Origin of the sequence: Candidatus Aramenus sp. CH1, assembly GCA_022678445.1 — an archaeon.
In the GTDB taxonomy this organism is placed as follows: domain Archaea; phylum Thermoproteota; class Thermoprotei_A; order Sulfolobales; family Sulfolobaceae; genus Aramenus.
Map to the genome: position 1 here is coordinate 168,603 of JALBWU010000001.1, position 24,362 is coordinate 192,964.

Annotated in this window: 27 protein-coding genes and 1 tRNA gene; 13 read left to right on the forward strand and 15 right to left on the reverse strand. The window is 51.0% G+C overall.

Features of this window, described 5'->3' with window-relative positions; all coding sequences use genetic code 11:
• Nucleotides 1-18 precede the first annotated feature (18 nt).
• From MPF33_00905 to MPF33_00915, 3 genes are read right to left on the reverse strand one after another with little or no spacing between them, the layout of a single operon-like run.
• Nucleotides 19-801, reverse strand: coding sequence for a thioredoxin family protein (locus tag MPF33_00905; GenBank protein ID MCI2413804.1), 783 nt, complete (start codon nt 799-801; stop codon nt 19-21).
• A 20-nt stretch (nt 802-821) separates the two neighbouring features.
• On the reverse strand, nt 822-2,447 hold the full coding sequence (locus MPF33_00910) for an ATP-dependent DNA helicase (protein ID MCI2413805.1): 1,626 nt from the start codon (nt 2,445-2,447) through the stop codon (nt 822-824).
• On the reverse strand, nt 2,438-2,728 hold the full coding sequence (locus MPF33_00915; protein MCI2413806.1) for a hypothetical protein: 291 nt from the start codon (nt 2,726-2,728) through the stop codon (nt 2,438-2,440). The genes MPF33_00910 and MPF33_00915 overlap by 10 nt, the downstream gene beginning before the upstream one ends.
• 118 nt (nt 2,729-2,846) lie before the next feature.
• Here MPF33_00915 and thiC point away from each other — a divergent pair, with 118 nt between their 5' ends.
• Nucleotides 2,847-4,157, forward strand: a complete 1,311-nt coding sequence (thiC, locus tag MPF33_00920; protein ID MCI2413807.1) for a phosphomethylpyrimidine synthase ThiC — start codon at nt 2,847-2,849, stop codon at nt 4,155-4,157.
• Nucleotides 4,135-4,434 carry a Rieske (2Fe-2S) protein gene (locus MPF33_00925; GenBank protein MCI2413808.1) on the forward strand — a complete coding sequence of 100 codons (300 nt, stop codon included), beginning with the start codon at nt 4,135-4,137 and terminating at the stop codon, nt 4,432-4,434. The genes thiC and MPF33_00925 overlap by 23 nt, the downstream gene beginning before the upstream one ends.
• On the opposite strand, the gene MPF33_00930 is transcribed toward MPF33_00925, so the two are convergent.
• The 10 genes from MPF33_00930 to MPF33_00975 are packed head-to-tail and all read right to left on the reverse strand — an operon-like array spanning nt 4,420 to nt 13,659.
• On the reverse strand, nt 4,420-5,040 hold the full coding sequence (locus MPF33_00930) for a type I 3-dehydroquinate dehydratase (GenBank protein ID MCI2413809.1): 621 nt from the start codon (nt 5,038-5,040) through the stop codon (nt 4,420-4,422). The genes MPF33_00925 and MPF33_00930 overlap by 15 nt on opposite strands.
• Nucleotides 5,037-6,212 (reverse strand): 3-phosphoshikimate 1-carboxyvinyltransferase, encoded by a 1,176-nt coding sequence (locus MPF33_00935; protein ID MCI2413810.1) that lies wholly within the window; start codon nt 6,210-6,212, stop codon nt 5,037-5,039. The genes MPF33_00930 and MPF33_00935 overlap by 4 nt, the downstream gene beginning before the upstream one ends.
• Entirely contained in the window at nt 6,196-6,978 is a 783-nt protein-coding gene (locus MPF33_00940; protein ID MCI2413811.1) for a shikimate kinase, read from the reverse strand. The genes MPF33_00935 and MPF33_00940 overlap by 17 nt, the downstream gene beginning before the upstream one ends.
• A complete protein-coding gene (gene aroC, locus MPF33_00945; GenBank protein MCI2413812.1) occupies nt 6,951-8,123 on the reverse strand; it encodes a chorismate synthase in 1,173 nt (390 codons plus the stop codon). Before aroC ends, MPF33_00940 begins: the two co-directional genes overlap by 28 nt.
• Nucleotides 8,101-8,886 (reverse strand): shikimate dehydrogenase, encoded by a 786-nt coding sequence (locus tag MPF33_00950; protein ID MCI2413813.1) that lies wholly within the window; start codon nt 8,884-8,886, stop codon nt 8,101-8,103. The genes aroC and MPF33_00950 overlap by 23 nt, the downstream gene beginning before the upstream one ends.
• Nucleotides 8,874-9,917, reverse strand: coding sequence for a 3-dehydroquinate synthase (aroB, locus tag MPF33_00955; protein ID MCI2413814.1), 1,044 nt, complete (start codon nt 9,915-9,917; stop codon nt 8,874-8,876). The genes MPF33_00950 and aroB overlap by 13 nt, the downstream gene beginning before the upstream one ends.
• Nucleotides 9,914-10,909 carry a 3-deoxy-7-phosphoheptulonate synthase gene (aroF, locus tag MPF33_00960; GenBank protein ID MCI2413815.1) on the reverse strand — a complete coding sequence of 332 codons (996 nt, stop codon included), beginning with the start codon at nt 10,907-10,909 and terminating at the stop codon, nt 9,914-9,916. The genes aroB and aroF overlap by 4 nt, the downstream gene beginning before the upstream one ends.
• Complete coding sequence (locus MPF33_00965) at nt 10,906-11,940, reverse strand: chorismate mutase (protein MCI2413816.1); 1,035 nt, start codon at nt 11,938-11,940, stop codon at nt 10,906-10,908. Before MPF33_00965 ends, aroF begins: the two co-directional genes overlap by 4 nt.
• Nucleotides 11,937-12,875 (reverse strand): transketolase family protein, encoded by a 939-nt coding sequence (locus tag MPF33_00970; protein ID MCI2413817.1) that lies wholly within the window; start codon nt 12,873-12,875, stop codon nt 11,937-11,939. Before MPF33_00970 ends, MPF33_00965 begins: the two co-directional genes overlap by 4 nt.
• Nucleotides 12,844-13,659: a transketolase gene (locus tag MPF33_00975; GenBank protein ID MCI2413818.1), complete on the reverse strand. Its 816-nt coding sequence runs from the start codon at nt 13,657-13,659 to the stop codon at nt 12,844-12,846. Before MPF33_00975 ends, MPF33_00970 begins: the two co-directional genes overlap by 32 nt.
• Nucleotides 13,660-13,722: 63 nt before the next feature.
• On the opposite strand from MPF33_00975, the gene MPF33_00980 reads away from it, so the two are divergent.
• The 11 genes from MPF33_00980 to MPF33_01030 all read left to right on the forward strand — a co-directional run bounded on the left by MPF33_00980 (nt 13,723) and on the right by MPF33_01030 (nt 20,036).
• The gene (locus MPF33_00980) at nt 13,723-14,592 is read left to right on the forward strand and encodes a HesA/MoeB/ThiF family protein (protein ID MCI2413819.1); all 870 of its coding nucleotides are present in this window, start codon (nt 13,723-13,725) and stop codon (nt 14,590-14,592) included.
• Between the two features lie 6 nt (nt 14,593-14,598).
• Entirely contained in the window at nt 14,599-15,531 is a 933-nt protein-coding gene (locus MPF33_00985) for a flippase-like domain-containing protein (protein ID MCI2413820.1), read from the forward strand.
• Entirely contained in the window at nt 15,506-16,525 is a 1,020-nt protein-coding gene (locus MPF33_00990; GenBank protein ID MCI2413821.1) for a hypothetical protein, read from the forward strand. The genes MPF33_00985 and MPF33_00990 overlap by 26 nt, the downstream gene beginning before the upstream one ends.
• On the forward strand, nt 16,509-16,802 hold the full coding sequence (locus MPF33_00995; protein ID MCI2413822.1) for a hypothetical protein: 294 nt from the start codon (nt 16,509-16,511) through the stop codon (nt 16,800-16,802). Before MPF33_00990 ends, MPF33_00995 begins: the two co-directional genes overlap by 17 nt.
• Nucleotides 16,803-16,914: 112 nt before the next feature.
• A complete protein-coding gene (locus MPF33_01000; GenBank protein MCI2413823.1) occupies nt 16,915-17,460 on the forward strand; it encodes a 50S ribosomal protein L16 in 546 nt (181 codons plus the stop codon).
• Nucleotides 17,457-18,452, forward strand: coding sequence for a diphthamide biosynthesis enzyme Dph2 (gene dph2, locus MPF33_01005; GenBank protein MCI2413824.1), 996 nt, complete (start codon nt 17,457-17,459; stop codon nt 18,450-18,452). The genes MPF33_01000 and dph2 overlap by 4 nt, the downstream gene beginning before the upstream one ends.
• 2 nt (nt 18,453-18,454) lie before the next feature.
• Nucleotides 18,455-19,033 carry an exosome complex RNA-binding protein Csl4 gene (locus MPF33_01010; GenBank protein ID MCI2413825.1) on the forward strand — a complete coding sequence of 193 codons (579 nt, stop codon included), beginning with the start codon at nt 18,455-18,457 and terminating at the stop codon, nt 19,031-19,033.
• Nucleotides 19,014-19,286, forward strand: a complete 273-nt coding sequence (locus MPF33_01015; protein MCI2413826.1) for a DNA-directed RNA polymerase subunit L — start codon at nt 19,014-19,016, stop codon at nt 19,284-19,286. Before MPF33_01010 ends, MPF33_01015 begins: the two co-directional genes overlap by 20 nt.
• The gene (locus MPF33_01020) at nt 19,283-19,540 is read left to right on the forward strand and encodes a hypothetical protein (GenBank protein MCI2413827.1); all 258 of its coding nucleotides are present in this window, start codon (nt 19,283-19,285) and stop codon (nt 19,538-19,540) included. The genes MPF33_01015 and MPF33_01020 overlap by 4 nt, the downstream gene beginning before the upstream one ends.
• 27 nt (nt 19,541-19,567) lie before the next feature.
• Nucleotides 19,568-19,900 (forward strand): transcription factor S, encoded by a 333-nt coding sequence (locus MPF33_01025; protein ID MCI2413828.1) that lies wholly within the window; start codon nt 19,568-19,570, stop codon nt 19,898-19,900.
• Between the two features lie 49 nt (nt 19,901-19,949).
• Nucleotides 19,950-20,036, forward strand: a tRNA-Arg gene (locus MPF33_01030).
• Nucleotides 20,037-20,204: 168 nt separating this feature from the next.
• Here MPF33_01030 and MPF33_01035 read toward each other — a convergent pair.
• Entirely contained in the window at nt 20,205-22,145 is a 1,941-nt protein-coding gene (locus tag MPF33_01035) for a glutamate synthase (GenBank protein ID MCI2413829.1), read from the reverse strand.
• The gene (locus MPF33_01040; GenBank protein MCI2413830.1) at nt 22,142-24,259 is read right to left on the reverse strand and encodes a glutamate synthase-related protein; all 2,118 of its coding nucleotides are present in this window, start codon (nt 24,257-24,259) and stop codon (nt 22,142-22,144) included. Before MPF33_01040 ends, MPF33_01035 begins: the two co-directional genes overlap by 4 nt.
• Between the last annotated feature and the right edge of the window lie 103 nt (nt 24,260-24,362).

Genomic DNA, 24,362 nt, shown 5'->3' on the forward strand with positions numbered 1-24,362 from the left:
TTTTAGATTTAAACTTAACTAGATAATCAATTTTCTCTCAAGATTCTTTTGTTCTAAATTTTTCTGTTCTTTCTCTACTTTTTCCCACAAGGCATCGTAGTTACTCAGCATGAAGTTGTAGACCTTAAGTATCCTCTTCATTACCTCAGCGTCGCTTAGTGGGTAAATCCTGACCCCTACCCTCCCAACGCTAGCTCCCCTTATCATGAGCCAGTGGGCAAACACCTCGATTGGGTAAAGGGACTTGACCCTCTCCAGGGGCAACTTGCTCCTATACAGCCAGTAGAGCTCCCTCACGAAGTTGCTGGAGATGTTCCTCATCATCTTTTCCTCCCACTGCTCGAGGTACTTTTCGCCTTCCTTTAGCATGACGTTCCTCAAGTAGTTGTACTCCTCTTCGGCGTTGTCGCTTAGGACTAACCCGGTCACCGCCATCAGGAAGTCCTTTTGGGCCATGAAGGAGTCGAAGTCCCTGTTGACGTATAGCCACGCGGTAGCAGCGAAGGAGTCCACAATTCCGTACATGAGCTTGTTGACGAGCTCTTCCTTGTTTACCTCTTTTTTCACGCGCTCCCCTGACAGTATCCTAGCGAGCTCCTCGAAGTCTACCGTTCCCGCGTAGACGAGCTTGCCGTCTATGAAGACCGAAGGAGTCGATATTACTCCCCTCTCGATTGCGAGGAACGGGTAGAGCTCTGTGTCGATCAGCTGGACTTTACCCAATAGACCACGTTGATCAAGGAACTCAATTAGTAGGTTGCACTCAGTACAGTTTTTATGCGTAAATATCTCTACCTTCATTTCCACACAATTTCAAACAGCTATAATTTAACTTTAGCGGGGTTGAAGCACTTGAGCCTCATCTTCCACCAGACGTTCTCGAACCTCTTGTCTAATAGCCACACGTTTACCTCGTCCTCTGGGCTCCTGATGGCCCTGCCTATAGCCTGTTTCACGGAGATCGAGGCCGGTATCTTAACTAGGAGTTCCTCCACTCTTCCGTCACCGTGCTTAGCGACCTCTTGGGCCCTCAGCTTTAGGTAGTCGTCCACAGGGGGATAGGGTACCCCAGCTATGACAACGTCTGAGATCAAGCTCTTCCCGTTTTCCGTGAGCTCTATTCCCTCGGAGAACTTTCCCCTCGCTACCACTGCTATTACCGTTTTCCCTTCCTTGACCTTTTCCTCTAACTCCTCCAAAGTTGAGCTATCCCCCTCCACGAACTTCCTCACTTTGACGTATTCCATGACCTCCTCCATTACTTGGTAGCTGGGAAACACCGCCAAGACGTTGCCCCTAGAGGAGTAGAATACCTTAAGCACGTAGCTGGCGTACCTTTTCCACATCTCCTTTGTCCTGAGGGGATAGGAGGAAGTGACGTCCGTGGCCAAGAGGCAATTCACTCTACCCGTTAGCCTCTCCTTTACCTCCTTTTCTGCGTCGACGTAAAGAACCTTCCTCGTAATCCCCATTACTTTCCTCATGTACTCTAGGGGCTGAAGCGTCCCAGACATGAGGAGGAAGGCGGTGTCCTCGTTTAGAACTGAAAGGTACTGGGAAGGTGTAAGAGGCTTCGACACTAGGCTCCCCCTGTAGGAAAACACCTTGTTGAGCTTAGCGCTCTTGTAGAACTTTATTACTGAGCCCAAGTGTATCTTCGACACCTTCCTCCTCTTTATCGCCTCCTCCCTTACCCTGTCGTACTCCCCTTGTAGGACCTCTAGCTCCCAGTCCTCCAGGGGAGAAAACCCCTCCACGAGGATGTACTTTTCCTCAGCCTTCACCACCTGCTTGAAGTTAGCCTCAACCTTCTCCAAGACCTTCTTTGCCTCCTCTGATGTAGCCTCGCGCTTTGCCATGTTTATTACGTTCTGGGTCAGCTTCCTTTCCTCCAAGTCGTTCAAGTAGTCTAGGTTATGTGCCTCGTCTACTACAACTGCAAACTCCCTCAAGTCGAGCCCCAGTCCCTCCCTTAAGTACGGCAGAAACAAGTACGGGTAAGTCACTGCGACTACTTCAGATTCGCCCAAGTTCTCCAGCAAGGAGTAATACGGGCAAAATCCCTTCTCCACTCCTTCCTTCTTGAGTCTCCTAAGGAAGTTAAAGGGAGTGTCGCTTACCTCCACCTTTGCTGGGGCGAATATGTCGCACGAGGAACACTTAATGTCCTCTGGATCCGCGTTCCCGTCTGAAAAGGGGCAAGCAGTGGTCTTTCCCACTAAGAAGGAAAACGTCTTGCCCAGCCTCTTGGCCTCCCTGTACACTGGGAAAAACTCATTGTGAGTCCTCACTACGAAGAGAACTCTGGGCTTGACATCAAAAGAAACTAAAAGGGAAAATAGGGTCTTTCCGCTCCCGGTAGGAGCTTGAAGGGCTACTAAAAACCCGTTTTTAAGGTGTTCGACCACCTTGTCCTTGATCGCTCTCTGCCAGTGCCTTAGATCCACTCTTCTGTCTTCACAACAATCTCGTCCATCATTATATACTTAACGAAGGGCTTCTCTGACAGCTTTACAACTTCCCTGGCCTTCCCCCTTACCTTAACGGTGAACATGAAGTTGAAGACCTTCTCGACGTTTACCAGCTGTGATATCTCCCTCACTACCTCCTCTGATGGGGGTACCTCAAGGATTACAGTAGCTCTAACTTCGGTGCTTGGAGAGTTTTCAGCTATCTGGACTATCCTATAGTCCACCTTCGACCTCGTTATTTCTCTCACATTAGACATTCTCTACTACACCTCTTCTAAAGATAATATGCTATTTTAACATTATAAAACCTTTTCCCTCCGTGGGCCATGGTGGGAGAGCAAGGGATATAAGCCGGTTTATAATTGGCTTATAATAATGACTCAAATAACAGAAGCGAGGAGCGGTAACGTAACGGAGGAGATGAAGATAATAGCCAAAGTAGAGGACGAAGACCCAAACAAGATAAGGGACAAGGTGGCAAAGGGAAAGGCGGTAATACTCAAAAACGTTGCCAGGAAGCTGGAGAGGTACACTGCACTGGGGGAAGGCCTGTCCACTAAGGTAAACGTGAACATAGGGGCTTCCACCGACCACTACGACGTAGAGGAGGAGATGAAGAAGGTGGAGATCGCAAACAAGTACGGGGCGGACGCCATCATGGACTTGACCGACGGGGGAGACATAGACTACATGAGGAGTCTCGTGCTCAAGAGGGCGATGATGCCAGTAGGGACTGTCCCAATTTACCAAGTGTACTACGAGATGGTGGCCAAGAGAAAGTACGTAATTGACTTCACAGAAGACGACTTGTTTAACGTCATAGAGAAGCACTTCAGAGACGGCGTAGACTTCGTGACGGTTCACACTGGGATCACCTTTGAGCTGGCCAAAAAGGCCGCGGAAATAAAGAGGACCGCTGGCGTAGTGAGCAGGGGAGGGACGATAATGGCTGCTTGGTCAATATACAACGACAAGGAGAACCCCCTCTACTCAAACTTCGACTACCTTTTGGAGTTGGCGAAGGAATACGACGTAACCCTGAGCCTCGGAGACGCCCTTAGGCCAGGAGGCATAGACGACGCCCACGACGAGCTTCAAGTGGGTGAACTGTTAGTCAACGCAAGGCTCGCAAAAAGGGCAATAGAGAGAGGAGTTCAAGTAATGATAGAGGGTCCAGGGCACATGCCCTTGGACCACATAGCAATGGACGTAAAACTGGAGAAGGAGCTAACTGGGGGTGTACCTTATTACGTGTTGGGAATCCTCCCAACTGATGTAGCGGCTGGGTACGACCACATAGCTGGGGCGATAGGAGGCGCCATAGCGGCAATGAGCGGGGCCGACATGCTGTGCTACTTGACTCCTGCTGAGCATCTATCCCTTCCCAACCCCGAGCAGGTAAAGGAAGGGCTGATAGCCTTTAAGATAGCTGCCCACGCTGGGGACGTAGTTAAGCTAGGAGAGAAGGCAAGGAGAAAGGACACAGAGATGAGCAGAGCGAGGGCTTCCCTCAATTGGGGCAAGATGTTCGAACTCACCTTCGACAAGGAAAGGGCTATCAAGATATACTCCCAGTACAAGAACTTCACAGGAGGGTCGTGCACAATGTGCGGCGACTTATGCGTTTATTTAGTGTTGCCCAGAGCATTAAATAGAAAGGCACATGATAAGGGTGAGAAAGCCTGAAGTAAAGGTGGGAGAGAAGGTAAAGGTAGTAGAGGGAGGCCAAGAGATTCTTTTAATTTACCTCGGGGCTGGTAGGTACCTTGCCTTCGATAACAAGTGCCCACACTTGAAGTGCGACCTCTACAAGTACGGCGTCTTGATTAGGGAAGAGCTCGTATGCCAATGCCACTTCTCCCACTTTTCTGTTAAGGACGGCAAACCAAGGAAGGGGCCAGCTAAAGAGCCCCTAAAGGTCTACAGCGTCAAAGAGGACGGGGAGTATCTAATAATTTCGTAGGATCTTCAAGATCTCAAGAAGCGCCTTGTAGTGCATCTGGCCGGGGGCAGTTGGTTCCTTAACGTAGCCGTATACCAACCTCGAGCCCAAGATACTGAAGGCTATCCTCTCCAACGGAGGCACTCCCATGGGCATCACAGCGACGTTATCGTACTTGAGCATCGAGGCCAAGACGCCCTTGTAGTTTCCCCTTCCCACGACAGCGAACTTGACAACGAAGGCCTCCTTGTACTTTTCGTACGTCTTTTCCAGCTCGTCGACGCTCGGCACTGAGTTAAAGTAGTGGGCTGATACTATTTTCCCTATGTACTCTACCCTTCTCCTTTCCAGGAAAGATGCCTCAACGTCGTAGAGGAACCCCCTCCTGTGGAGTTCGCGCAGGAAGGCCTCCTTCTCCTCGTCCTGGATCTCCTTTACTCCTCCCTCTCTCACGTCCCTGATTGTCAGTATCAGCTTGTCCTTAAACCTCTCCAAGAAGTCGAGGTCTACTTCCAACCTACCCATGTAGTCTAGCCTTAGCTCCACAAAGTCGGCCTCCACGGCTTCTACTAGCTTCACGTCTTCCACCTTGTAAACAGGCAAGGCTGCGACTACGTAAGTCTTCACGAAAGCCTCACCTTCCCTCCTAGTGCCCTTAAGTCGTCCCAGAAGTAGGGATTGCTCTTCTTAACGCACTCTGCTCCCTCTATTACCCCTCCGGAACGCGTAGCTATGTCAGCGGCCATCATTGCTATCCTGTGGTCGTTAGGGCACAGCACGTATCCCCTCCTCGGGTTAGCACCGCGAATGTATATGCTCCCTTCAGCGTAGTAGGCCTCTACTCCGAAGGCTCTTAGCCCCTCTATTATGGTGGAGACTCTATCGCTCTCCTTTATCCTCAATCTCTCCACATTCCTTAAAACGCTGACGCCGATTGCAACTGAGGCTAAGGCTGCGATCGAGGGGGCCATGTCTGGGGAATCGTCGAGCTCAAGGTCTATTGACGAGTACGACCCGGAGCCCTCCAACACCCACTTGCCGTCTTGATAAAAGCTTCTTGCTCCCATGTCCCTTAGCACGTCCACTATGGAGTGATCCCCAAAGTACTTAGGCGGTTCGTACAAGTTGTGGATAACTACCCTACCCCCAGTTGTAAGGGAAGCTATGCCGTAAAAGGAGGCGAGTAGGTAGTCCCCTGGGACTTCTCCCTCAAAGGGGTTTAGTTTGCCCGCCTCTACCTCAATTACGTTACCCTCCATCTTCACCATTCCCCCTAGCTTGTTGACGAGGTCCATAGTCATGAGTATGTAGCTTTTAGACGAAATGGGGGGCAACACCACGATCCTTCCCCTCCCTAGGAGGGCATATGCAAGTATGAGCCCAGATACGTACTGGCTACTTTCGCTCCCCTCAATGACTGTCTCGTCCTCTAGCTCTCCGTATACTGTCACAGGCAACGTATTGGACGAGAAGCTAGCCCTTTTCAGCGCCTTAACTATTGCGCTTATTGGCCTCTTCCTCAGGGTCTCGTCGCCGTCGATAGTGACCCTCCTCTTTAGGGCTAAGGCAATGGGTATCAACATCCTGAGCGTAGTTGCAGAGCCTCCGACGTAAATGTGCTCCTTCCCCCTCTTCAATGCGTTAACGGCGTCGAGTGCCCTCTTTATGTCCTCAGACTCCCAGAAGTTAGTCTTGACTTCAGTAAGCAGGGAAAGAAACGCTAGCCTTATGGCAAAGCTCTTAGACTGGGGGGCCTTGACCTCCCCTTGTATTAGCGACTTCTCAATCTCTGCTCTCAAGCTCGACAGCCCTAGTTATAGTTACTTTCCCGTACTTACTTAACCTTTCGTAGACTGGTCCCTCTTCTCCCTCCTTTGTCACGGCAAACATCGATGGGCCGTTTCCAGAGACCCCGTATGCCAACGCACCTGTCCTCATGGCCTCAAGGATAGGCTCCCTCTCGTAGCCCAAGATCTCTGCCACTGCCACCCCGTTCAACCTCATTGCCGTAATGACGTCGCTTAAAGCCACCTTAAATATCTCCTGGAACAACGCGCTGTACTTTTTTAGGGAATTGGGGTCAACTCTCTGCCTATTGCCCCTGGCTAGGACGAGCACAACTAGCCCGTTTGGGGGACTCTGCTTCTTAATGACCTTGAAATCCTTGTTGTATGTGAAGGACACCCCGCCGTGATACGCGGCCACTGCGTCGTCGAGGGCCCCGGTCACCGACACCCCTGCCTTGATGGAAAGTATGGCGGAAAGCTTGGGCACGTCCACGTCTATGCCGTACTTCCTCGCTATTTCGCCTATTAGGGCAGTGGAAACGGCACTACTGCTCTTTAAGCCGCTCATCTGTGGGATCTCGGAGTGGATCTTGACCTTTAGCCTAGGCAAGTTGTACTTCTGCCTAAAGTAATCCACGATAGTCTTGACGAGTACGCTCTGTTCCCCTATTTCCTCGCCCTCCTCTACCGTTACCTCCACTTTGAGGTCTACTGCCATAGAGGAGCCGTACCAAGAGGGTATTGCGTTTACTACCGAGACTCCTCCGTAGGTCTGCATATCGCTTTATACCTCTCCCACCTTTCTTGGATCACCTTAGCCTGTTCCTTGCCAAGCTTGACAGGGGGTATTACTCCAGACCTAATGGCGTGGTCTACTAGGACTAGGGAGACCATAGCCTCAACCACCGCTACCCCCCTTATGGCCACCACGGGGTCGTGCCTTCCCTTCACTGAGATCTCTGCCTCCTCCATTGTGTTGAGGTCAACTGTCTTCTGCGGTATCCTTATCGAACTAGTAGGCTTGAAAGCGCACCTAACTACTATTGGCTCGCCGTTCGTTATCCCTCCCAAGATACCTCCAGCCACGTTCCTCTTCCACCCCAACTTCCCTTCCTTAAGCACTATCTCGTCGTTGGCCTCGCTTCCTCTCATCCTGGCCAACTTAAAGCCTAGGCCGTACTCAAAACCCACCGCTGCAGGGATAGACATTATCGCCTTAGCTAGGTCTGCCTTTATCTTGTCGAAGACGGGCTCTCCTAGCCCAGCTGGTGGGTTCTTTACCACTACCTCTGCAACTCCGCCGTAGCTGTCCCCTGATTGGTGAGCCCTCATTACCAGCTCCGTGAACTTCTCCTCTAGGCTCTTCTTTGCTGCCCTAACGGGGCTGTACTTGGAGCAGAGTACCTCCTCGAAGGTGGGCTCTTCATTAAGCTCCACGTCCCCTATACTCCTTAAGTGCCCAGCTACTATCGTGTCAGTCAACATCAACAGCTTCTTTGCTATGGCTGAGGCTATGACCCTCCCCACAGTCTCCCTCGCGCTAGACCTCCCCCCGCCCCTGTAGTCCCAGTTCTCGTAGCCGTACCTCACGATGAACGGCAGGTCGGCGTGGCCTGGCCTAGGCTTGTGCCTTATTTCCTCGTAAAGGGAGGAGATAACGTCAGTGTTCCTCACTATCACTGCTATTGGCGCCCCGGTAGTCCTCCCCTCAAATATCCCGCTAAGTATCTCAGGCTCGTCCTTCTCCCTCCTCCCTGAGACCAAGAACCTCCCGGGCCTCCTGAACGAGAGCTCGAACTCTATGTCTTCCTTGCCCAAGGGTAAGCCAGCAGGGACCCCGTCTATCACTGCCCCCACGGCGGGACCGTGGCTCTCCCCAAAGGTGGTAACCCTAAACAGTTTACCGAACGAGTTTCCTGGCATATAGGTATTTCACCACTTCGTCCTTATTAGCGCTCTTGCCTAGCCAGATTTTCTGGGCCTCCAACGCCTGTCCCACGAGTATCTCTAGCCCGTCCGCTGTGGCCATTCCCTTTTCCTTAGCCCTAGTGAGGAAAGACGTCATAACGGGCGTATAGACAAAGTCTATGGCCAACTTACCCTTGATACACTGGTCCGGTGGGAAGGACGGGTCGGGAGTGGCGTTAACTATTATCTCGTAACTGAGGTTGCAGTGGTCTACATATGAGGCCTTGAAGCCCTTTTCCCTTAAGTAGGAGGCTAGCCTCTCCCCCTTCTCCCTAGTCCTGTCGTATATGTAGAGGTTGACCCCCTCCTCCGCAACAGCGACCGCTATCGCCCTCGAGGCCCCTCCTGCCCCAAAGACCAAGGTGTCGAAATAACCGTACCTCCTGAGTATCTCCTTCAACGCCAAGTAGTCAGTGTTGTAGCCCACCTTTCCCTTGATCGTGTTCACTGCCCCGACCTTTTCCGCTGTGTCGTCCAGCTTATCTAGGAACTCCATCACTTTCTCCTTATAGGGTATGGTAACGTTAAACCCCGCACCTACCTCCAGTAGGCCTGGGATCGCTCTATCCACTTTGTCCTCTTCCAGGTCAAAGGCCAAGTAGACCGCGTTTACGCCCATAACGCTGAAGCAGTAATTGTGAATAGCGGGGGAGAGAGTGTAGCTTATCTTCCTCCCTATCACGCCGTAAAGCTTCGTGTTATAGTCTACTTCAAGCACTGCTCCGCGAACCCCCTCAAGGTCTCCAGTGGAACGTCGACCCTCTTCCAGTCTCCAATCCTGGTAGGGAAGGGCATCATCACCGTGCTTCCCCTGACCTTCTTGTCCTTCCCTATGGCCTTTAGCGCCTTCTCCAGGGAAACATTTTGCCCCAGCTGGTCTACTGAGATTGGGAGGTCGTAAAGCTGTAGGAGCCATATCACGTCCTCCACTACCCCCTCCTCGGAGTACCCCATCTCCTCTGCTATCTTAGCCTCGCACACCATGCCCACTGAAATAGCATAGCCGTGAGGTACCTTGAAGTCAGAACCGGCCTCTATTGCGTGGCCTATGGTATGGCCGAAGTTTAGCACTATCCTTACCCCCTTCTCTTCCCTTTCGTCATGCTTCACGACGTCGAGCTTGTCCTTGACGGAATGGTAAACTACCTCCTCTAGGGAGTCCTCATCCTTTGCCATCACCCTGTCCTTGTTTAGAGAGAGGTAGTCGTAGAGCTCTTTGTCGAGAGTCAAGGAGTACTTTATTACCTCCGCCATTCCCTTCTTTAGCTCCTCAATTGGGAGGGTGCGCAGGAACTTTAGGTCTATCACTATCTTCGATGGCTGGTAGAATGTGCCCAGGACGTTCTTTATCCCCTGGAAGTTCACTCCCGTCTTTCCGCCTATCCCAGCGTCGACCATCCCCAGGAACGTCGTGGGGACGTTGACCAGCTTTAGGCCCCTTAAGTAAATGGAGGAGGCGAACCCGACCACGTCAAGAACGGTACCTCCGCCAACTGCTATTACGTAATCGCCTCTGTCAAAGCCCTTCTCGAACATTTCCCTGACTATCGAAAGTACCGTGCTCAAGTCCTTTGCTTGTTCCCCGTCGTCCAAGGGAATAAGGAGGTCTGCCTCTAACCCTTCAAGCTTGAGGTTCTTGGAAAAAACAACTGCCTTCCTGCCGTTTATGGAGTTTACCTCCTCCGCATAGTCCTTGCCTATTACCACGTCTACTTGGGAACAGCATATCTGTTCTTGAAAAGACCTCATGCAGACCTACCTAGGGCAGACGCGAGGGCCTTTATCCTGTTCATTAACACCTCAAAGGATTCCGGGGTTAGCTGTTGCTCCGAGTCGCTCAAAGCCTTCTCCGGGTTTGGGTGGACTTCGATTAGAAGCATGTCAGCTCCAGCCGCCACTGAGGCCAACGCCAAGGAGTGTACTAGCTCCCTCTTTCCGGCTGGGTGGCTGGGGTCGGCACATATGGGGAGGTGCGTCATGACCTTGGCGGCTACCATTCCTCCGACGTCTAGCGTAAACCTAGTGGCCTTCTCGAAAGTCCTTATGCCCCTCTCACATAGTACGACGTTGCCGTTACCTCCGTAAAGTAAGTACTCGGCAGCCTGTAACCACTCCTCCACAGTGTTGGCCAATCCTCTCTTTAGAAGAACTGGCTTTCCAAGGGATGCGACTTCTTTTAGTAAGGAGAAGTTCTGGGCGTTCCTGGCACCTATTTGGACCATGTCCACGTACTTCTTAAACACCTCGGAGTCCCTCGTGTCCATGATCTCCGTTACTACTGGTAGATCTACCTCGTCCCCTACCCTCCTCAGTATCTTGACGCCTTCCTCTCCCAAGCCTTGAAAAGAATAGGGACTCGTCCTGGGCTTGTAGGCTCCACCCCTCAATAGCGACGCCCCTGCCCTCTTTACTGCCTTGGCTACGGTGAGCACTTGTTCCTCGCTCTCCACTGCACAAGGCCCTGCAGCCACTATTACTTTCTCTCCCCCTACCTCTACGTCCTTAACCTTAACTCTAGTAGGTTCCTTCTTCCACTCGTTGCTTGCCAGCACATATGACCTCTTGGTCTTTACGGCTACCTCAACGCTCTCGTCGCTTATCTTTTCCGCCTCGCTGTCTGGCCACGCTAGTAACAGGTTCTTGCCGTAGAGGTTAAGGAACTTGTAGGAGGCAGAAGACCCCTGTAGTTTTTCCTTTAAAGTCGAGTAGTCTTTCCTATCTTTTAATACAAACAAGATCATTTCTTTTCACCGTCCAACTCGTGAAATAGATTCTCTAACTCGTCCATTCCAGCCTTCCTCACTTCACGTGAGAAGGGGTTCATTTCCTGGATTTCCAGAATTACGCTCTTCAGCTCGTTCACCCTCTTCACCACCTTGTATATTTCCCTGAAGTTTGTGGTCTCGAACTGGGTGAAGTCCACGTCGAACTCCTTTCTGAGCTTCTCCAAGCTCCTACTTAAACCCATCATGTAAAAGTGGGGGAGGACTTGGACGAGGGCCATAGCCTTCTCGTGAGCCTCCAAAGTAGTCTTCACTGGTACTAGCCCGCAGTTCCTCCAGAACTCTACTACCTCGTCTACGTCCTTCGTCGTCTTGGAGGGGATCACGGCTATTTTCTCCCCTACTGGATATAGGTAGGGGCCAAAGAGAGGGTGTACTGAGACGAAGCTGAATCCGTGCTCCGAAGACGCCTTCTCCAAGTAGGCGTAAACTGCCTGCTTGGAGGAGGATATGTCCATAACCACCTTTCCAGAAAAGTGGAGGAAAAGCCCCTTCACGAAGTCCGATAGGACTCCGGAAGGAGGAAGGGCCAAGATTACGAACTCCCCCCACCGAGACGCTTGAGCTGGATTCATATACGCGTAACCAAATTCCTTCGCGAGCTTCTCCGCCTTGTAAGAGTCCCTCCCAGTGACTACAACCTCCTGGGAGGAAAGCTTAAACAGGGAAACAAGAGACCTTGCCATTCCCCCGTATCCCACAACCACGACCTTCTTCAAAAAACTTGGGTTTATCTCGAATATCTTAGAGTACAAGAAAATTAAGTTCAGTAAGGAGTCCACCATTGTCTCAGGAAGCCCGTTCTTCTGCGCTAACGACATCCACCTTAGTCTCACTTGCTCTTCTCTCTTCTCGTCAGTCAGAGGCTGGTTCAAACGCCTTTTAACGTTCCCTACGTGCGACACTATCCTCATTCTCTGTGCTAAGAGTTCCACTATTTTCTCATCTATAGAGTCTATTTGCCTCCTGAGTTCCTCTAACTCTTTCATTTCATCAACTCTAGCGCTTTTTTGACCAAGGTCTGCGAGTTTATGCCGTAGTAGTCCAGGAGTTCCCTCTGGCTCCTCGCTGACCTCCCAAACGTCGTAGCCCCAACGAATCTCATTGGAACAGGGTACTTGTTTACTACTACCTCGGCCACTGCTGAACCTATGCCCCCGTATATCATGTGCTCCTCAATTGTGAGGATCCTTCCTGTCTTCCTAGCGTAGTACTCTATGGTAGCTTCGTCGATTGGCTTGATTGTCTCTAGGTTTATCACAGCCACGCTTATCCCCATCTTTTCTAGCTCCTCTGCAGCCCTGAGCGCGTCCCAAAGCACCACTCCCGCTCCCATTATGGCTAAGTCGTCGCCGTCCCTCAACACGTAGGCCTTCCCTATTTCGAACTTGTAGTCCATCTCGTTAGTTATTGGAGGAGAGTACTCCCTTCCCATTCTGTAGTAGGTAGGACCTCTTTCCTTAATCACCACTGGCAAACTCCTTATAACGTCTGCTGGGTCTGCAGGCACGATAACCTTGAAGTTGGTCAATGTCCTCATTAGCGCTATATCCTCAAGGGCCTGGTGACTCGAGCCATCTCCACTGTCGCTGTAGCCCGAGTGGGTCACGAAGATCTTCACGTTCATGTTCATCCTACTTATGGTGTTCCTTATCTGCTCCCACGCCCTCATCGTGAACATCGCAAAGTCCACTACAGCAGGATTTTTGCCTACTGCCGATAGCCCAGCGGCGAAGTTAACCATGTCTTGCTCCGATATACCAACGTTAAAGTACCTGTCTGGGAACTTCTCCTTGAAGTAGGACGCCCTGGTCGAGTCGCCAACGTCCGCAGTTATCACTACCAGCTCTGGGTCCTCTTCGCCTAGCTTTACGAGCGTCTTTCCGAAGGCCTCACGAATTGATAAGGTACTCCCTTGCAACATTAGGACTCGCCCTCTGCTTCTTGGTGTTCTCTATGGGCGTGAAGCCCTTACCTCTAAGCGTTTTGGCGAATATTACAACTGGTTTCCTTGCCTTGAGAGCTTCTTCAACGGTGTTCACTAAGCTCATTATGTCGTGCCCATCGCACGAGAAGACTTCCCACCCCACTGCCTTCCATACGTCCTTGAGGTATCCCTTTGGCTTCACTTCCTCCGTCGAAGCGTCCAACTGGTAACCGTTTAGCTCTATGAACGCAACTATGTTGTCAAGCTTCCTCGCAACTGCATGCGTCATTGCTTCCCAGATCTCTCCTTCGTCCTGCTCCCCGTCCCCCATTATTACGAACACTCTTCCAGTGCCCTTATTCATCTTTATGCCGGTAGCGACGCCAACGCCGAAGCTTAGCCCTTGCCCTAAACTACCCGTCGACATGTCCACTCCAGGGATGAAGATCTCAGGGTGCCCCTGGAGAAGGCCGTTTATGCTCTGTATCTTCCACAGCTCTTCCTCTGGGATTAGCCCCTTCTCGTGGAGAACAGCGTACAGGGCGGGAGCAGCGTGTCCCTTGCTGAGTATTAACCAGTCCCTGTTTACTGGGTCTTTCCCGTCCCTTATGTATTTGAAGAGAAGAGTAGTGAGTATCTCTATGCTACTTAACGAGGAACCGACGTGAAGAGACTGGTCGTAGAACTGCATCCTAATGACGTTCTTCCTTGCCCTTTCTGCCTTTTCCCTTAACTTGTTTAGTTCCTCTATTGATATTGGAGTTCCATCACTTCCACCCATTGGTGTTGCATTTTACCCCTAGGTATAGAATAACTCTTATTTTTTAAGCTTTCATTATTTCTCATGGAACGTTACTCTAGGCAGCTGCTGGCCCTTGGTTTAGAAGTACAACAGAGGATTTCGTCCCTTAAGGTCCTTGTTGTGGGATGCGGCGCTTTAGGCAGTACTCTCTCGGACATGTTGGTAAGGCTTGGGGTAAAGGAGATAACAGTGGTTGACGCAGACGTTGTAGAGTTGTCTAATCTGCACAGGACAAGGATATTCACCGAGGAGGACGTAATGAGGCCAAAGGCTTTAGCGTGCAAGGACTACTTGTCCAAGGTAAACAGGGAGGTTAAGGTAAACGCTGTAGTAGACGTGGTTGACGCGGAAAACGTAGAGGAGCTGGTCAGGGGCAAAGACGTAGTATTCGACGCGTTAGACAACGTAAACTACAGGCTGATCCTAAACGACGCGTGCGTTAAGAACAACGTACCCCTCATATACGCAGGGGTCGGAGGGGAGTACGCTTCTGCCAAGCTGGTCGTCCCTGGGAAAACGGCCTGCCTCTCGTGCTTCTTGGAGCCAGTGGACTCCCCCAACGCCTGCGAGACCATTGGCACCACTATAGCTACTGTAGACGCCATAGCTTCCGTACAGATCCAACTCCTCATCAACTACTTAAGAGGGAAAGAGGACGACGAAATGATAATCCTTGACATGTCCAACTTGTCGATGGAGAGGGTAAAAATGAGCAGGAATCCCAAGTGCGAGGCGTGCTCCCTCCACGAGTACAGATACCTCAACTACAAGTTCACTTCGTGTGGACTGTTCAGGTATCCTAGAGTTTCAGGCACATTGACGTACAGTTCAGGGGACGTGGAAGTCTACAAGGTAGGCGATGGAGTACTCCTTTGCTATGGAGAAAAGTGTTATAAGAAAACCACTAAGTAAATAATTGTGAAACTGAAATATATCGTAGCGGCCCTACTTCCAGTCCTTGCAATTGTAGTCTACACGGTAGTCCTCAAAGTAAACGTTCTCGAAACAGCAAGGACGATGTCCCCGCAGTTGATCTTGGCTTTCCTCCTTTCTTACCTGGGGCAAGTTGCCATAATAGCCTTTAGGGATAGGAAACTGGTAGGAGTGTCCTTCTTCAACGCGTTTAAGGCGAGGCTATTGGGTAACGCAGTAAGCCTCCTTATTCCTGGGTGGGTTGGACAGGAGTTGACTAGGGCGTTGATTTACAACAAGCAAGGGGTAGACTTGGTTAGGGCGTTCTCGCTTTCAATCTTGGAGGGCTACTTTGACGTGACCACTGGGACAGCTATGTTCCTTGTCCTCCTTTACTTCATCCCCGTGAAATACATCTATATAGAGATAATATACGTACTTTACGCTGTAGGAAACCTGATTGGCTGGCTTTCTGGGATCACATATGTCTTCTTCACCGCAAACAAGGCAGTGAAAATAGAGCAGGCGATAATTAAGCTGGCTGGATTCGAGAAATATCATTTCATCTTTGAGACAGGGAAAAAGGCAATGAAGGACAGGATAAACTTCACGAACTCAATATATTTTTACTTTTTAACTGCCTTAGGCTACTTGGTCCAGTCATCGCCCTTTTATCTTATAAGGCCGAACGTCCTTGAGGACGTGATAATAAACACGACGTTTTTCATTGCATTTCTGTTCCCCATACCTGGTGCAGCTGGAGTCTCAGAGATAGCACTTTCCTTTTACCTTCCTTCCCACTACGTCATCGACGTCGCAATTCTCGGCTTTGTGGAGTTCCTCATGGGCTTTGTCTTCATAGGCGAAATCAACCTTGATGAGCTTAAAAACGAACTAGATAAAATTAAGAAATATGGAGAACTTTATAAGGGACCCTAGTCCACAGGACGCCCTTAAGCTCATTGAATCCCTTTACGCTGAACGCGACCTCTGTTTAAGCATCCCTTACACTCCCGACGCCATACTGTTTTCGGGGGTCATAATGAAGTACTTTAAGGGGGACTTCTTCATCTCCTTTACTGAAAACTGCGAGACAAAGCTTATACAGAGGGGCAGGGACAGGTGGATATCCCATAGGGGCGTGGAAGTATACATAGGCAACTCCTCTTTCTCGTCAACTTTGCCATTGGGCAAGGACGACCTACCATCAATGTTGGCCGGAGTATACTCTAGCGTAATGCTGGAGAGGAGGAGGCTGACGGAGTGGGAGTTAGGAGTAGTGGAAATGGCTAAGGACTTTGGGGTAAGCCTCGAGAAAAACCTCAAGATACCCTCCTACAACGAACTTCCCCTCTTCCTGTCGCTAATGCTCTCAATTGATCCCTACCTCCAGGGAGTGACGGGGAGCAGGGAGAACTCCATAAGCCTCGTGAAAGAGATAGGTCTCGATGAGACCACTAAGCTCGGGGAACTAGGTGAGTCCCATCTCAACACTCTACTCTACAAGATCATGACGTTGGTTATGAAGCTCAACCCGAAGGCAACTAGAGACGACGTTATCTCAGATAAGGTATTCTACATGGGTTACGACCTGACCGAGGTGGCCATGGCAGTCTCGTTCTTCCTAGACAATGTGGGCAGTAAGGCACTTGTACAACTAGCCCTAACCCCTTCCGTCTTGGAAATCTTGGTTGAGAAGACGAGGGAGAGGCTGGCAAAGGGGTTCACCGTGGGCCAAGTATACCAGAAGGGGAAATTCTACGTCGTGGAGACCAGCCTTCCTTCGCCCATGCTCCTCTCCATCGTCGCACAACAAGTAGAGGGCAAACCCGTCAAGCCAGTAGTAATAAAGCTGGGGAACGAATATTACTCCTCTAAGTACTTTTTGGAATCACCAGAGGAGGGACTGATTAAGGTTGATATCAAGGATTAGGATAGAGTACGTCTCCCCTAACTCCGCGGAGATAGTCAAGGCCATTTTACCAGACAACGTCGACCTACCAAGGTCGATGAAGATAAGCGTAAAGGAAGGCGAGGGAAAGGTTACCGTGGAAATAGAGATGGACGTGAATACCCCTAAAGACGTGCTCACTTTAAGGAACACCGCTGACGAGATAATATCCCACATGGATCTAGTCGAAAAGGTAATTGGTGGGGTGGCCTCTAGTGCTTCGGGCGGGGGAGTGAAACGAAAAAGAGGTTCACCGTAGCTAGGGGGACCCTCGCCTCGAAATGGTGTTGTCCCTGACAAAGTCTCGTAACAAGCTAGGACTAAAGGCCCACACAACCAAATTTTAAATACTCCCGGAATAACACTACATTATGCCACTAAGACCTGGAAGATGCTATAGGCACTTCTCTGGACCGGCCTATACTAGAAAGGAGTACATACCGGGAGTCCCTGGACCAAAGATAACCAAGTTCACAATGGGCGACCCAAATAAGGAATACGATTACATGGTAAAGCTCGTGACCAAGCAGGTTGGTCAGATAAGGCATAACGCGCTTGAAGCGGCTAGGGTAATTGTGGTTAAGCAGATCTCCAAGGCAGTAGGGAATGAGACAGACTTCTTCATATGGGTACTTAAGTACCCGCATCACGTAATTAGGGAGAACAAGATGATGGCCTTCGCAGGAGCGGACAGGCTACAGGACGGCATGAGGCTGTCCTTTGGAAAGCCCATTGGGACAGCTGTCAGGATCGAGAGACTGGGAGAGACGTTAATGCTAGCCAAGGTGAAGAAGGAACACCTAGAGGCCGCAAAGAAGGCGTTCAAGGTGGCCATGTCTAAACTTCCTCTTGACACTCAAATAGTCGTAGAGCCCATACAAAAGGCTCAACACAACGCGGGTGCTCAAACCCAGTGAGCTATTTTTTTGACTACGAGAGAATAGTGCAAGAGATCCGGAAAAGAAATGCTAAAAGGGTTCTCCTTCAGTTTCCGGAGGGCCTTAAGCCCTTCTCCACTGACGCCGTAGAGTCCTTAAATAGAAGGCTCCCAGAAGTCGAGTTCGTCATCTCCGGAGAGCCAAGCTGGGGGGCTTGCGACGTAGCTGAAGACGAGGCAAGGATAGTTGGAGTAGATCTAATAGTGCACTTTGGCCACACCCCCTATACGTGGTACTACCCGAAGTTCCCCACCCTTTTCATTGAGGCAGAAAGCAACCTAGACGTGGACGAGGAGGCTGTAAAACAGTTGAAGAACAAGCTTAGGGAATATGGGACAAAAAAAGTCTCCCTAACCTCCACCATACAGCACTATAAGCTCCTCGACAAAATAAGGTACAAGTTAGATGGATTTGAAGTTGTAATAGGTAACCCTTCAAGCCCTTTCATGCACCCTGGACAAGTACTTGGATGCGACTACAAGGCCGCTAACGTGGAAGCAGACGTCTACGTAAACGTATCAGGGGGAGTGTTCCACGCCCTAGGCCTTGGACTTTCCACCTTAAAGCCCACGTTAAAGCTCGACCCGTATACTAACAAGGTCGAGGACTTGACCCAAGAGGTAAACAGGATCCTGAGGGTGAGGTATTCCAAGATAATGAAGGCAATGGACGCTAGGACTTGGGTGATAATTCAAGGCGTAAAGGTGGGGCAAAACAGACCTTTAATGGTGAAGTACCTTGAGAAGAGGCTCAGGGAGATGGGCAACACGGTGTACGTGGTAACCAACAAGGTACTAAACGTAGATGTGCTGAGGAACATAGACAGGAGCAACATAGACGCATACGTAGTCACCTCGTGTCCCAGACTGCCCATAGACGACTTGTACAATTATGAGAAACCCGTCTTGACCCCAGGGGAAGCGAAAATGATAATATTAAACAAGTTAGAACCATATATATTTCCGTGGTAAAAATGAGGAAGCAGAACGAGTTTGTTTTTCCAGGAGAAGAGTTGGCGGTAATAGAGGAGTTCACCCCTGGCGAGAACACCTACGAGGTCGACGGACAGGTGAGGTCCTCAGCCCTCGGCAAGGTGTTCTACGACATGATAAACAGGAGGAGCAACGTCCTAACGCTGAAGAAGCCCCTCCTCTCTACCCTAAAGAAGGCTAGGTACGTGTACGGAGTCGTAGTGGGGGTAAGGGAGGACTCAGCGATTGTGTCCATAAACAGCGTGGAGGAGAAGTTCATTAGCCCCTCCCTGTCTGGGTTCCTCCACGTTTCCCAAATTTCCAACAAGTTCATAGAGAAGATCACCGACTACGTGAAAGCTGGAGACATCATAAGGGCAAGGCCCATGACCTACTACATACCCTTATCGCTTACCATAAAGGGAAAGGACCTTGGAGTGGTGTACGCCCAGTGCTCCATATGCGGCGCAGTTCTTGTAAAGCAGGACGATGAGCATTTAAGGTGTCCTAACTGTGGGAATATAGAGAGGAGGAAACTCGGGAACTACATGGTGAAGAAAGTTGGAAATCAGGGTAATTAAGTCCTCAAACACCTATATGGAGATTGAAATCAAGGGAGAGGACCACACTCTAGGCAACCTAGTCGCGGGGTACTTGAGGAGAGTAAAGGGAGTTACCTTTGCTTCCTACTACCAGCCGCATCCACTAGTAGACTCAATAATACTAAAGATAATGACTGATGGCTCAATAGAGCCCAAGGAAGCCATAATAAACGCCATAGAGAAGGCCAAGGAGACCTCAGCCAAGTTCGACCAAGAGATAAGGACAGTATGAAAAGGGAGACAAGGGTAGGTATCCTTTCAAGTAATGGCAAGTTTTCCTGCATTTGCGTCTTCAGGGGACAGTTTCTAGAGCACTTCGTGCTGGGAAAGGACGTGGAAGAGGCGTTAAGTAGGCTAGGAAAGCTAAAGGAGGAAATAAATGCTAGTAACTTTGGAGTTGGAGTGGAGTACAAGGGAGAACTGGAAGAGGCGTGCAGGATGATTCTAGACAAATTAACGGAAAAAATAAATAAAGCCTTGACGTAAGTTACTCTATTGTCTCGGTGACCTGTCGTGAAGTTCTGCCCGAAGTGCAACTCCATGATGGTACCCCGTAAGTCTAACGGGAGATCCGTGTATAAGTGCGTAAAGTGCGGTTACGAGGAGGAGGCTAAGGAGACAGCTAAGATAACCACCAAGATCAAGCACAGCGAAAAGGAAAAGACCCTCGTGCTGGAGGACGTGCCAATGCCCGCTGGAACCCAGATCATCAGGGGTGTAACTTGTCCAAGTTGCAAGAACGACGAGGCGTACTTCTGGATCCTGCAGACGAGAAGCGCCGACGAGCCCGCCACAAGGTTCTACAAGTGTACTAGGTGCGGAAAGGTCTGGAGAGAGTACGAGTAAAAACTAGGAAAGAGTTAACCTTATTTTAGCTAGGAGTCATGATATTTGTGGACCCGTAGCTCAGCCAGGACAGAGCGCCGGCCTTCTAACCGGCGAAGAAAGCCGAGGGTCCCGGGTTCGAATCCCGGCGGGTCCGTGTTTTGGACCGCCAAAACCTCGCCCTCACGGGCGAGGCTAAACTCTCATTCTACACTTCGAGTTTTCTTAAGAAGACGTGCAACGCGAGAAAGCGACCCCTTCATAGTTTAGGGACTCTCTAAGGAAAGCCGCGTTAGAGTCTCCATTTAACATAGCTAAAAACGTCTTAGTCCTTCCTGGGCCTCACTACGGTGAACTTCTCACCCAAGAAATCAACGTATTTCGTCCCTAGGTCTCTGTCGTACTCGGACACTACGGGGAGCAATTCCTTTACTTCTTCCTCCGTAAGTTCCCTGTACTCGTAGGTGGGGATGCCGACCTTTTCCTCGAACATCTTCTTGGCAAACATCTTAGCATCGCCTTGGAGCTTATCCATTAGCTCAATGTAAGGTAGGTCTCTTAGCTCATCCATTTCCTTTTCCGTTATCAAGTTGTCCAACAGTAACGCTTTAAGCAACTTTACCACTTCCACCTTGTTTGGCTGTAGGCCCAACCTTCCTGGGTCTAGCCTCCCCCTGACGTATATCCTGCCTCCCACCATTCCGCTGCCCACGTAGTTCCCCGTAGGCGAGGACCTGGTGTTGTTGAACACCACGATCACTCCGCCCGCCATGTACTCCCCCAGGTAATCGTCCACCCTACCACCGATGAGTAAGTAAGGCCTCTTGTTCTGGTACTCCCTCATCTGTATCCCAACCCTGTTTCCCGCGTTACCCTTTACGAATACCTTTCCGCCCTGAAGGGCTTGACCTAGGACGTCCCTAGCGTCCCCGTAGATGACGACCTTGCCCCCGTGCATGGTGTCGCAACAGTCGTCGGCCACGTTGCCGTAGACGTAGAACTCGTTGTTCTCGTTCAAGTTGGCCAACACGTTTCCCACGACTCCGTATAACCTCACGACCTTCCCAGCCCTAGGGAAGGAGATGCCTATAAACCTGTGCGACATCACGTTGATTACCTTTACTTCTTTCTTGTCCAATTTCATTATCTCCCTGTTGAGGTCCTTGTATCCCACGCTGGACGCGTCTACGTCGTAGTCGTTCGTCGTAAATGTGGGGGGCGGGGAGAAGCTCTCAAGCTCCTCCGCAGTCCTCCCGTAACTTATTACTCCTTTCTTTAACGACGCTATAAAGTAAGACCCGGGAGATAGGGTCCAGACCCTTGCGTTCCTGCTCAACAGCCTTATTTGGCTCTCCTCGCTCGCTATGTAGTAATAGCGCTCGTCTTCCCCAATTATCACTGGCCTAAACTTTGACCTGTCCGCTATCCCTACCATGTATAGGTCGTCCCCCGAGTTGTAGCCTATGATGGCAGTGAAAGGCCCGTCAAGTCTGGCGTTGCGGTACATGTAGTCCTCCTCTGGCAGGAGTAGCCCGGACTTCCTAGAGGGGTTCATCATCACCTTCACTGCCTCTTCGACGGAGAGACCCTCTGAGACCAGCTCCTCGAAGAGGAAGGCCATTACCTCGCTGTCCGTCCCCACGAAGCCCCCCCAACCCCTTGAGGTCAGGAACTCCACGTTGGCCCCGAAGGAGCTCACGTCGCCGTTGTGAACTATGGCAACGTCAAAGGTGGAGAAGGGGTGAGACCAGTAGGGGAAGTGGCCTGGGGAGTTGGTTGGTTGCCTCGTGTGCGCTAGCCACATGTCCCCAGAGTACTTCTCCACTTCATACGCGTTGGCTATGTCCTTGGGGTACCCGACTCCCTTGAAGACGTCCAACCCCTTCCCGACGCTGTAGACCCTCCCCTTCCTCTTCTCCCAAAGGGTCTCGTTTAAGTTCCTCGTCAGCTTCTTCAACTGCACTATGTTCCCCAAGGTTATCTCGAACCTGCAGTCGCAGAGCTCGCCGTAGGTGGCAGACTCGCTGACAACCTTAATCCCGTTGTCCTCCATGATCCTCTTTAGCTCTTCCTTGTCTCCATCGTAAAACACCTTGACCACGTACGTGTTGCCTTCCCTGAGGTTGAAGACGGCGAAGCCCGCCCCCTTATCGCTACCCCTGAACCTCACTAGGTCTATTGCTTCCACTACCTTCTTACCCTCTACCTTGGGGGCGTTCGGCTTCCTAAGTACGCCAAATACTCCACAACCAGACGGAGAGATCATAAGGAACCAGCCTGCCTTACCCTTATCCTCCTCGCTATGTAGGAGTTTAAGTTAACTGCCCTCAGGAGTTCCCTGTTCCCGGTGACGCTTGACTGGACGCTGAAGACCCCAGCCGCCCCCGCCAACAGGGCTATCTCCTTCCTTGTGCCAATGATGAAGTTAAACGCCTTCTCCTTCAAGTTCCCCCTGTTGCCTTCCCCTATTGCGATCTCCAAGAGCTTATAGGGCACTATGACCGCGTCTGCTCCCAGAAGTACTAGCTTAAACACGTCCCCTGCACCCCTGATCCTCGAGGCCTTGGCTATGACGTCGAACTGGTTCCTTATCCCCGTCTCCTTTAACTTGGTGTCCATGTCAGAGACTGCTATCTCTAAGTCCTCGTCTAGGCTGTCCTCGTCGAGGATGTAGCCTGATACCTTGACCTCGGTAAGCGTACTGCCAAGGTAATAGCTCCCTCTCTCCGGGATCCTGCTCCACCTAGCTATCCCCTTTCCGTCTGAGCTCATGTAGACCTCCTCATATGGCGACATGGCGCGCTCGTCGAACACCAGGGCGCTCGTGGCTAGAGCTGCCCACGAGAAGGCCCTTTTAACGTCCTCTGGTGCGTCTGTGATGTCTATTATCACGGGAAGGGATAGGTAGATCCTCCCCTTGTCCAGGAGGAAACTGGTATCTATGTCCTCCCTATAGGGGTCTATGGAGGGCCTCGTCACTTGGGCCCCGTCCGTCCTGAGCCAGTCTATTATCCTCGCCGGCTTCTCAACCTCTGGGGGCGAAGTGCTCCCCATGCTGGTTATAACTGGGTCTCCCTTGTTCACGAGCTCGTGGAGCTCAAACCTCCTCCTCTTATTCCATAGCTCCCCCAGCTTGGGGTTTAGCTCCTCGCTCTCGCCCTTAATGCCCAAGATGTCCAACACGTCCCTGGAAAGGCCGTAGCCGTAAAGCAGATCCCTCTTCCCCTTTAGTTCGTTGACGTCGTTAAGGCCCAAGTTGTCCAACACGTTGGCCAACTCGAGCTTGAAGCCGTTGATGAAGTTGACGAGTGCCTTAGTCCCGAACTCTACGTCCATTTCCCTAGTGCCGTCAATCTTGTTGGTGAGGGCAGTGGGACAAGACCCAATGTGGCACTTGTGCACCATTACGCAACCCATCGCTACTAGCGCCGCCGTACCCACGCTTACTACGTCTGCTCCTAGGGCGAACAGTTTGGCGGCGTCAGTTGCGTCAGCCACCCTCCCAGCTGCGATGATTGTGAACTTCTCCCTAAGCCCCTGTTCCCTGAGCACGGAATCGGCTGAGGCCACAGCTAGCTCTATGGGTATGCCTAGGTTGTCCCTTATTACCACTGGAGTTGCCCCGGTCCCAGCGCCGTGGCCGTCTACTATTACCCCATCTGCACCCATCCTGGCTATCCCGGACACCACGTAAGGTATGTAGTTCGTTGCCGCCACCTTCACGAACACGGGCTTTCCAGTGGCCTCCTTCAACGCCTCTATCCTCTGTCCCAAGTCCTCTATGGAGTAAATGTCGTGGTGAGGGGCCGGTGAGATTGCGTCCATCCCGACGGGAATCCTCCTCGTCTTCGAGATGGGCTCCGTCACTTTGCTCCCGGGGAGGTGACCTCCAATTCCGGGCTTAGCCCCCTGCCCTATCTTTATGACGATCCCCATCCCAGCGTTGAGGACGTCTATGTCAACTCCGAACCTTGCCGAGGCCCACTGCACAAATATCCTCTTGTGCTTAGCCACCTCGGGGTGAAGCCCCCCTTCACCGGTTCCCGCTAAAGTCCCCGTGATGTCCGCCGCCCTAGCTATTGCTATGTTGGGGTTCCCACTTAGGGCACCGTAGGACATGTCGCCCAAGTAAAGGGGTACTGCCATGTCAATCCCGGAAAAGCTTGTCCTCGTTATAGCCCTTGGAGACTCAGAGACGTCCTTCCTGTCCGTTAAGAACTCCACCCTATCCAGTATCCTCAGCGAGTTCCTCCTGTTCTCTAATACCTTATAGGGCTTACCTGTTAGGGCCAAGTTCCTAATGTGGTCTATTCTCTCTGGCGTCCAAAACTCGGAGTCCGTTTGCTTGGGTATGGGGAGGTACTTGTTTATTATGAGCATTATAGACCGTAGATTTAAACTTGTAAATATTCTTATTTATCTGTTAATGAACAAACTTCAGGCTTAGATAGTAGTAATTAACGCCAGATATAGTTCGTTCTGA

Coding starts and splice junctions, on each gene's coding strand:
- MPF33_00905 (MCI2413804.1), bottom strand. CDS start 801: ATGAAGGTAGAGATATTTACGCATAAAAACTGTACTGAGTGCAACCTA.
- MPF33_00915 (MCI2413806.1), bottom strand. CDS start 2,728: ATGTCTAATGTGAGAGAAATAACGAGGTCGAAGGTGGACTATAGGATA.
- thiC (MCI2413807.1), top strand. CDS start 2,847: ATGACTCAAATAACAGAAGCGAGGAGCGGTAACGTAACGGAGGAGATG.
- MPF33_00925 (MCI2413808.1), top strand. CDS start 4,135: ATGATAAGGGTGAGAAAGCCTGAAGTAAAGGTGGGAGAGAAGGTAAAG.
- MPF33_00940 (MCI2413811.1), bottom strand. CDS start 6,978: ATGCAGACCTACGGAGGAGTCTCGGTAGTAAACGCAATACCCTCTTGG.
- aroC (MCI2413812.1), bottom strand. CDS start 8,123: ATGCCAGGAAACTCGTTCGGTAAACTGTTTAGGGTTACCACCTTTGGG.
- aroB (MCI2413814.1), bottom strand. CDS start 9,917: ATGAGGTCTTTTCAAGAACAGATATGCTGTTCCCAAGTAGACGTGGTA.
- aroF (MCI2413815.1), bottom strand. CDS start 10,909: ATGATCTTGTTTGTATTAAAAGATAGGAAAGACTACTCGACTTTAAAG.
- MPF33_00965 (MCI2413816.1), bottom strand. CDS start 11,940: ATGAAAGAGTTAGAGGAACTCAGGAGGCAAATAGACTCTATAGATGAG.
- MPF33_00970 (MCI2413817.1), bottom strand. CDS start 12,875: ATGTTGCAAGGGAGTACCTTATCAATTCGTGAGGCCTTCGGAAAGACG.
- MPF33_00975 (MCI2413818.1), bottom strand. CDS start 13,659: ATGGGTGGAAGTGATGGAACTCCAATATCAATAGAGGAACTAAACAAG.
- MPF33_00980 (MCI2413819.1), top strand. CDS start 13,723: ATGGAACGTTACTCTAGGCAGCTGCTGGCCCTTGGTTTAGAAGTACAA.
- MPF33_00990 (MCI2413821.1), top strand. CDS start 15,506: ATGGAGAACTTTATAAGGGACCCTAGTCCACAGGACGCCCTTAAGCTC.
- MPF33_01000 (MCI2413823.1), top strand. CDS start 16,915: ATGCCACTAAGACCTGGAAGATGCTATAGGCACTTCTCTGGACCGGCC.
- MPF33_01010 (MCI2413825.1), top strand. CDS start 18,455: ATGAGGAAGCAGAACGAGTTTGTTTTTCCAGGAGAAGAGTTGGCGGTA.
- MPF33_01020 (MCI2413827.1), top strand. CDS start 19,283: ATGAAAAGGGAGACAAGGGTAGGTATCCTTTCAAGTAATGGCAAGTTT.
- MPF33_01035 (MCI2413829.1), bottom strand. CDS start 22,145: ATGATCTCTCCGTCTGGTTGTGGAGTATTTGGCGTACTTAGGAAGCCG.
- MPF33_01040 (MCI2413830.1), bottom strand. CDS start 24,259: ATGCTCATAATAAACAAGTACCTCCCCATACCCAAGCAAACGGACTCC.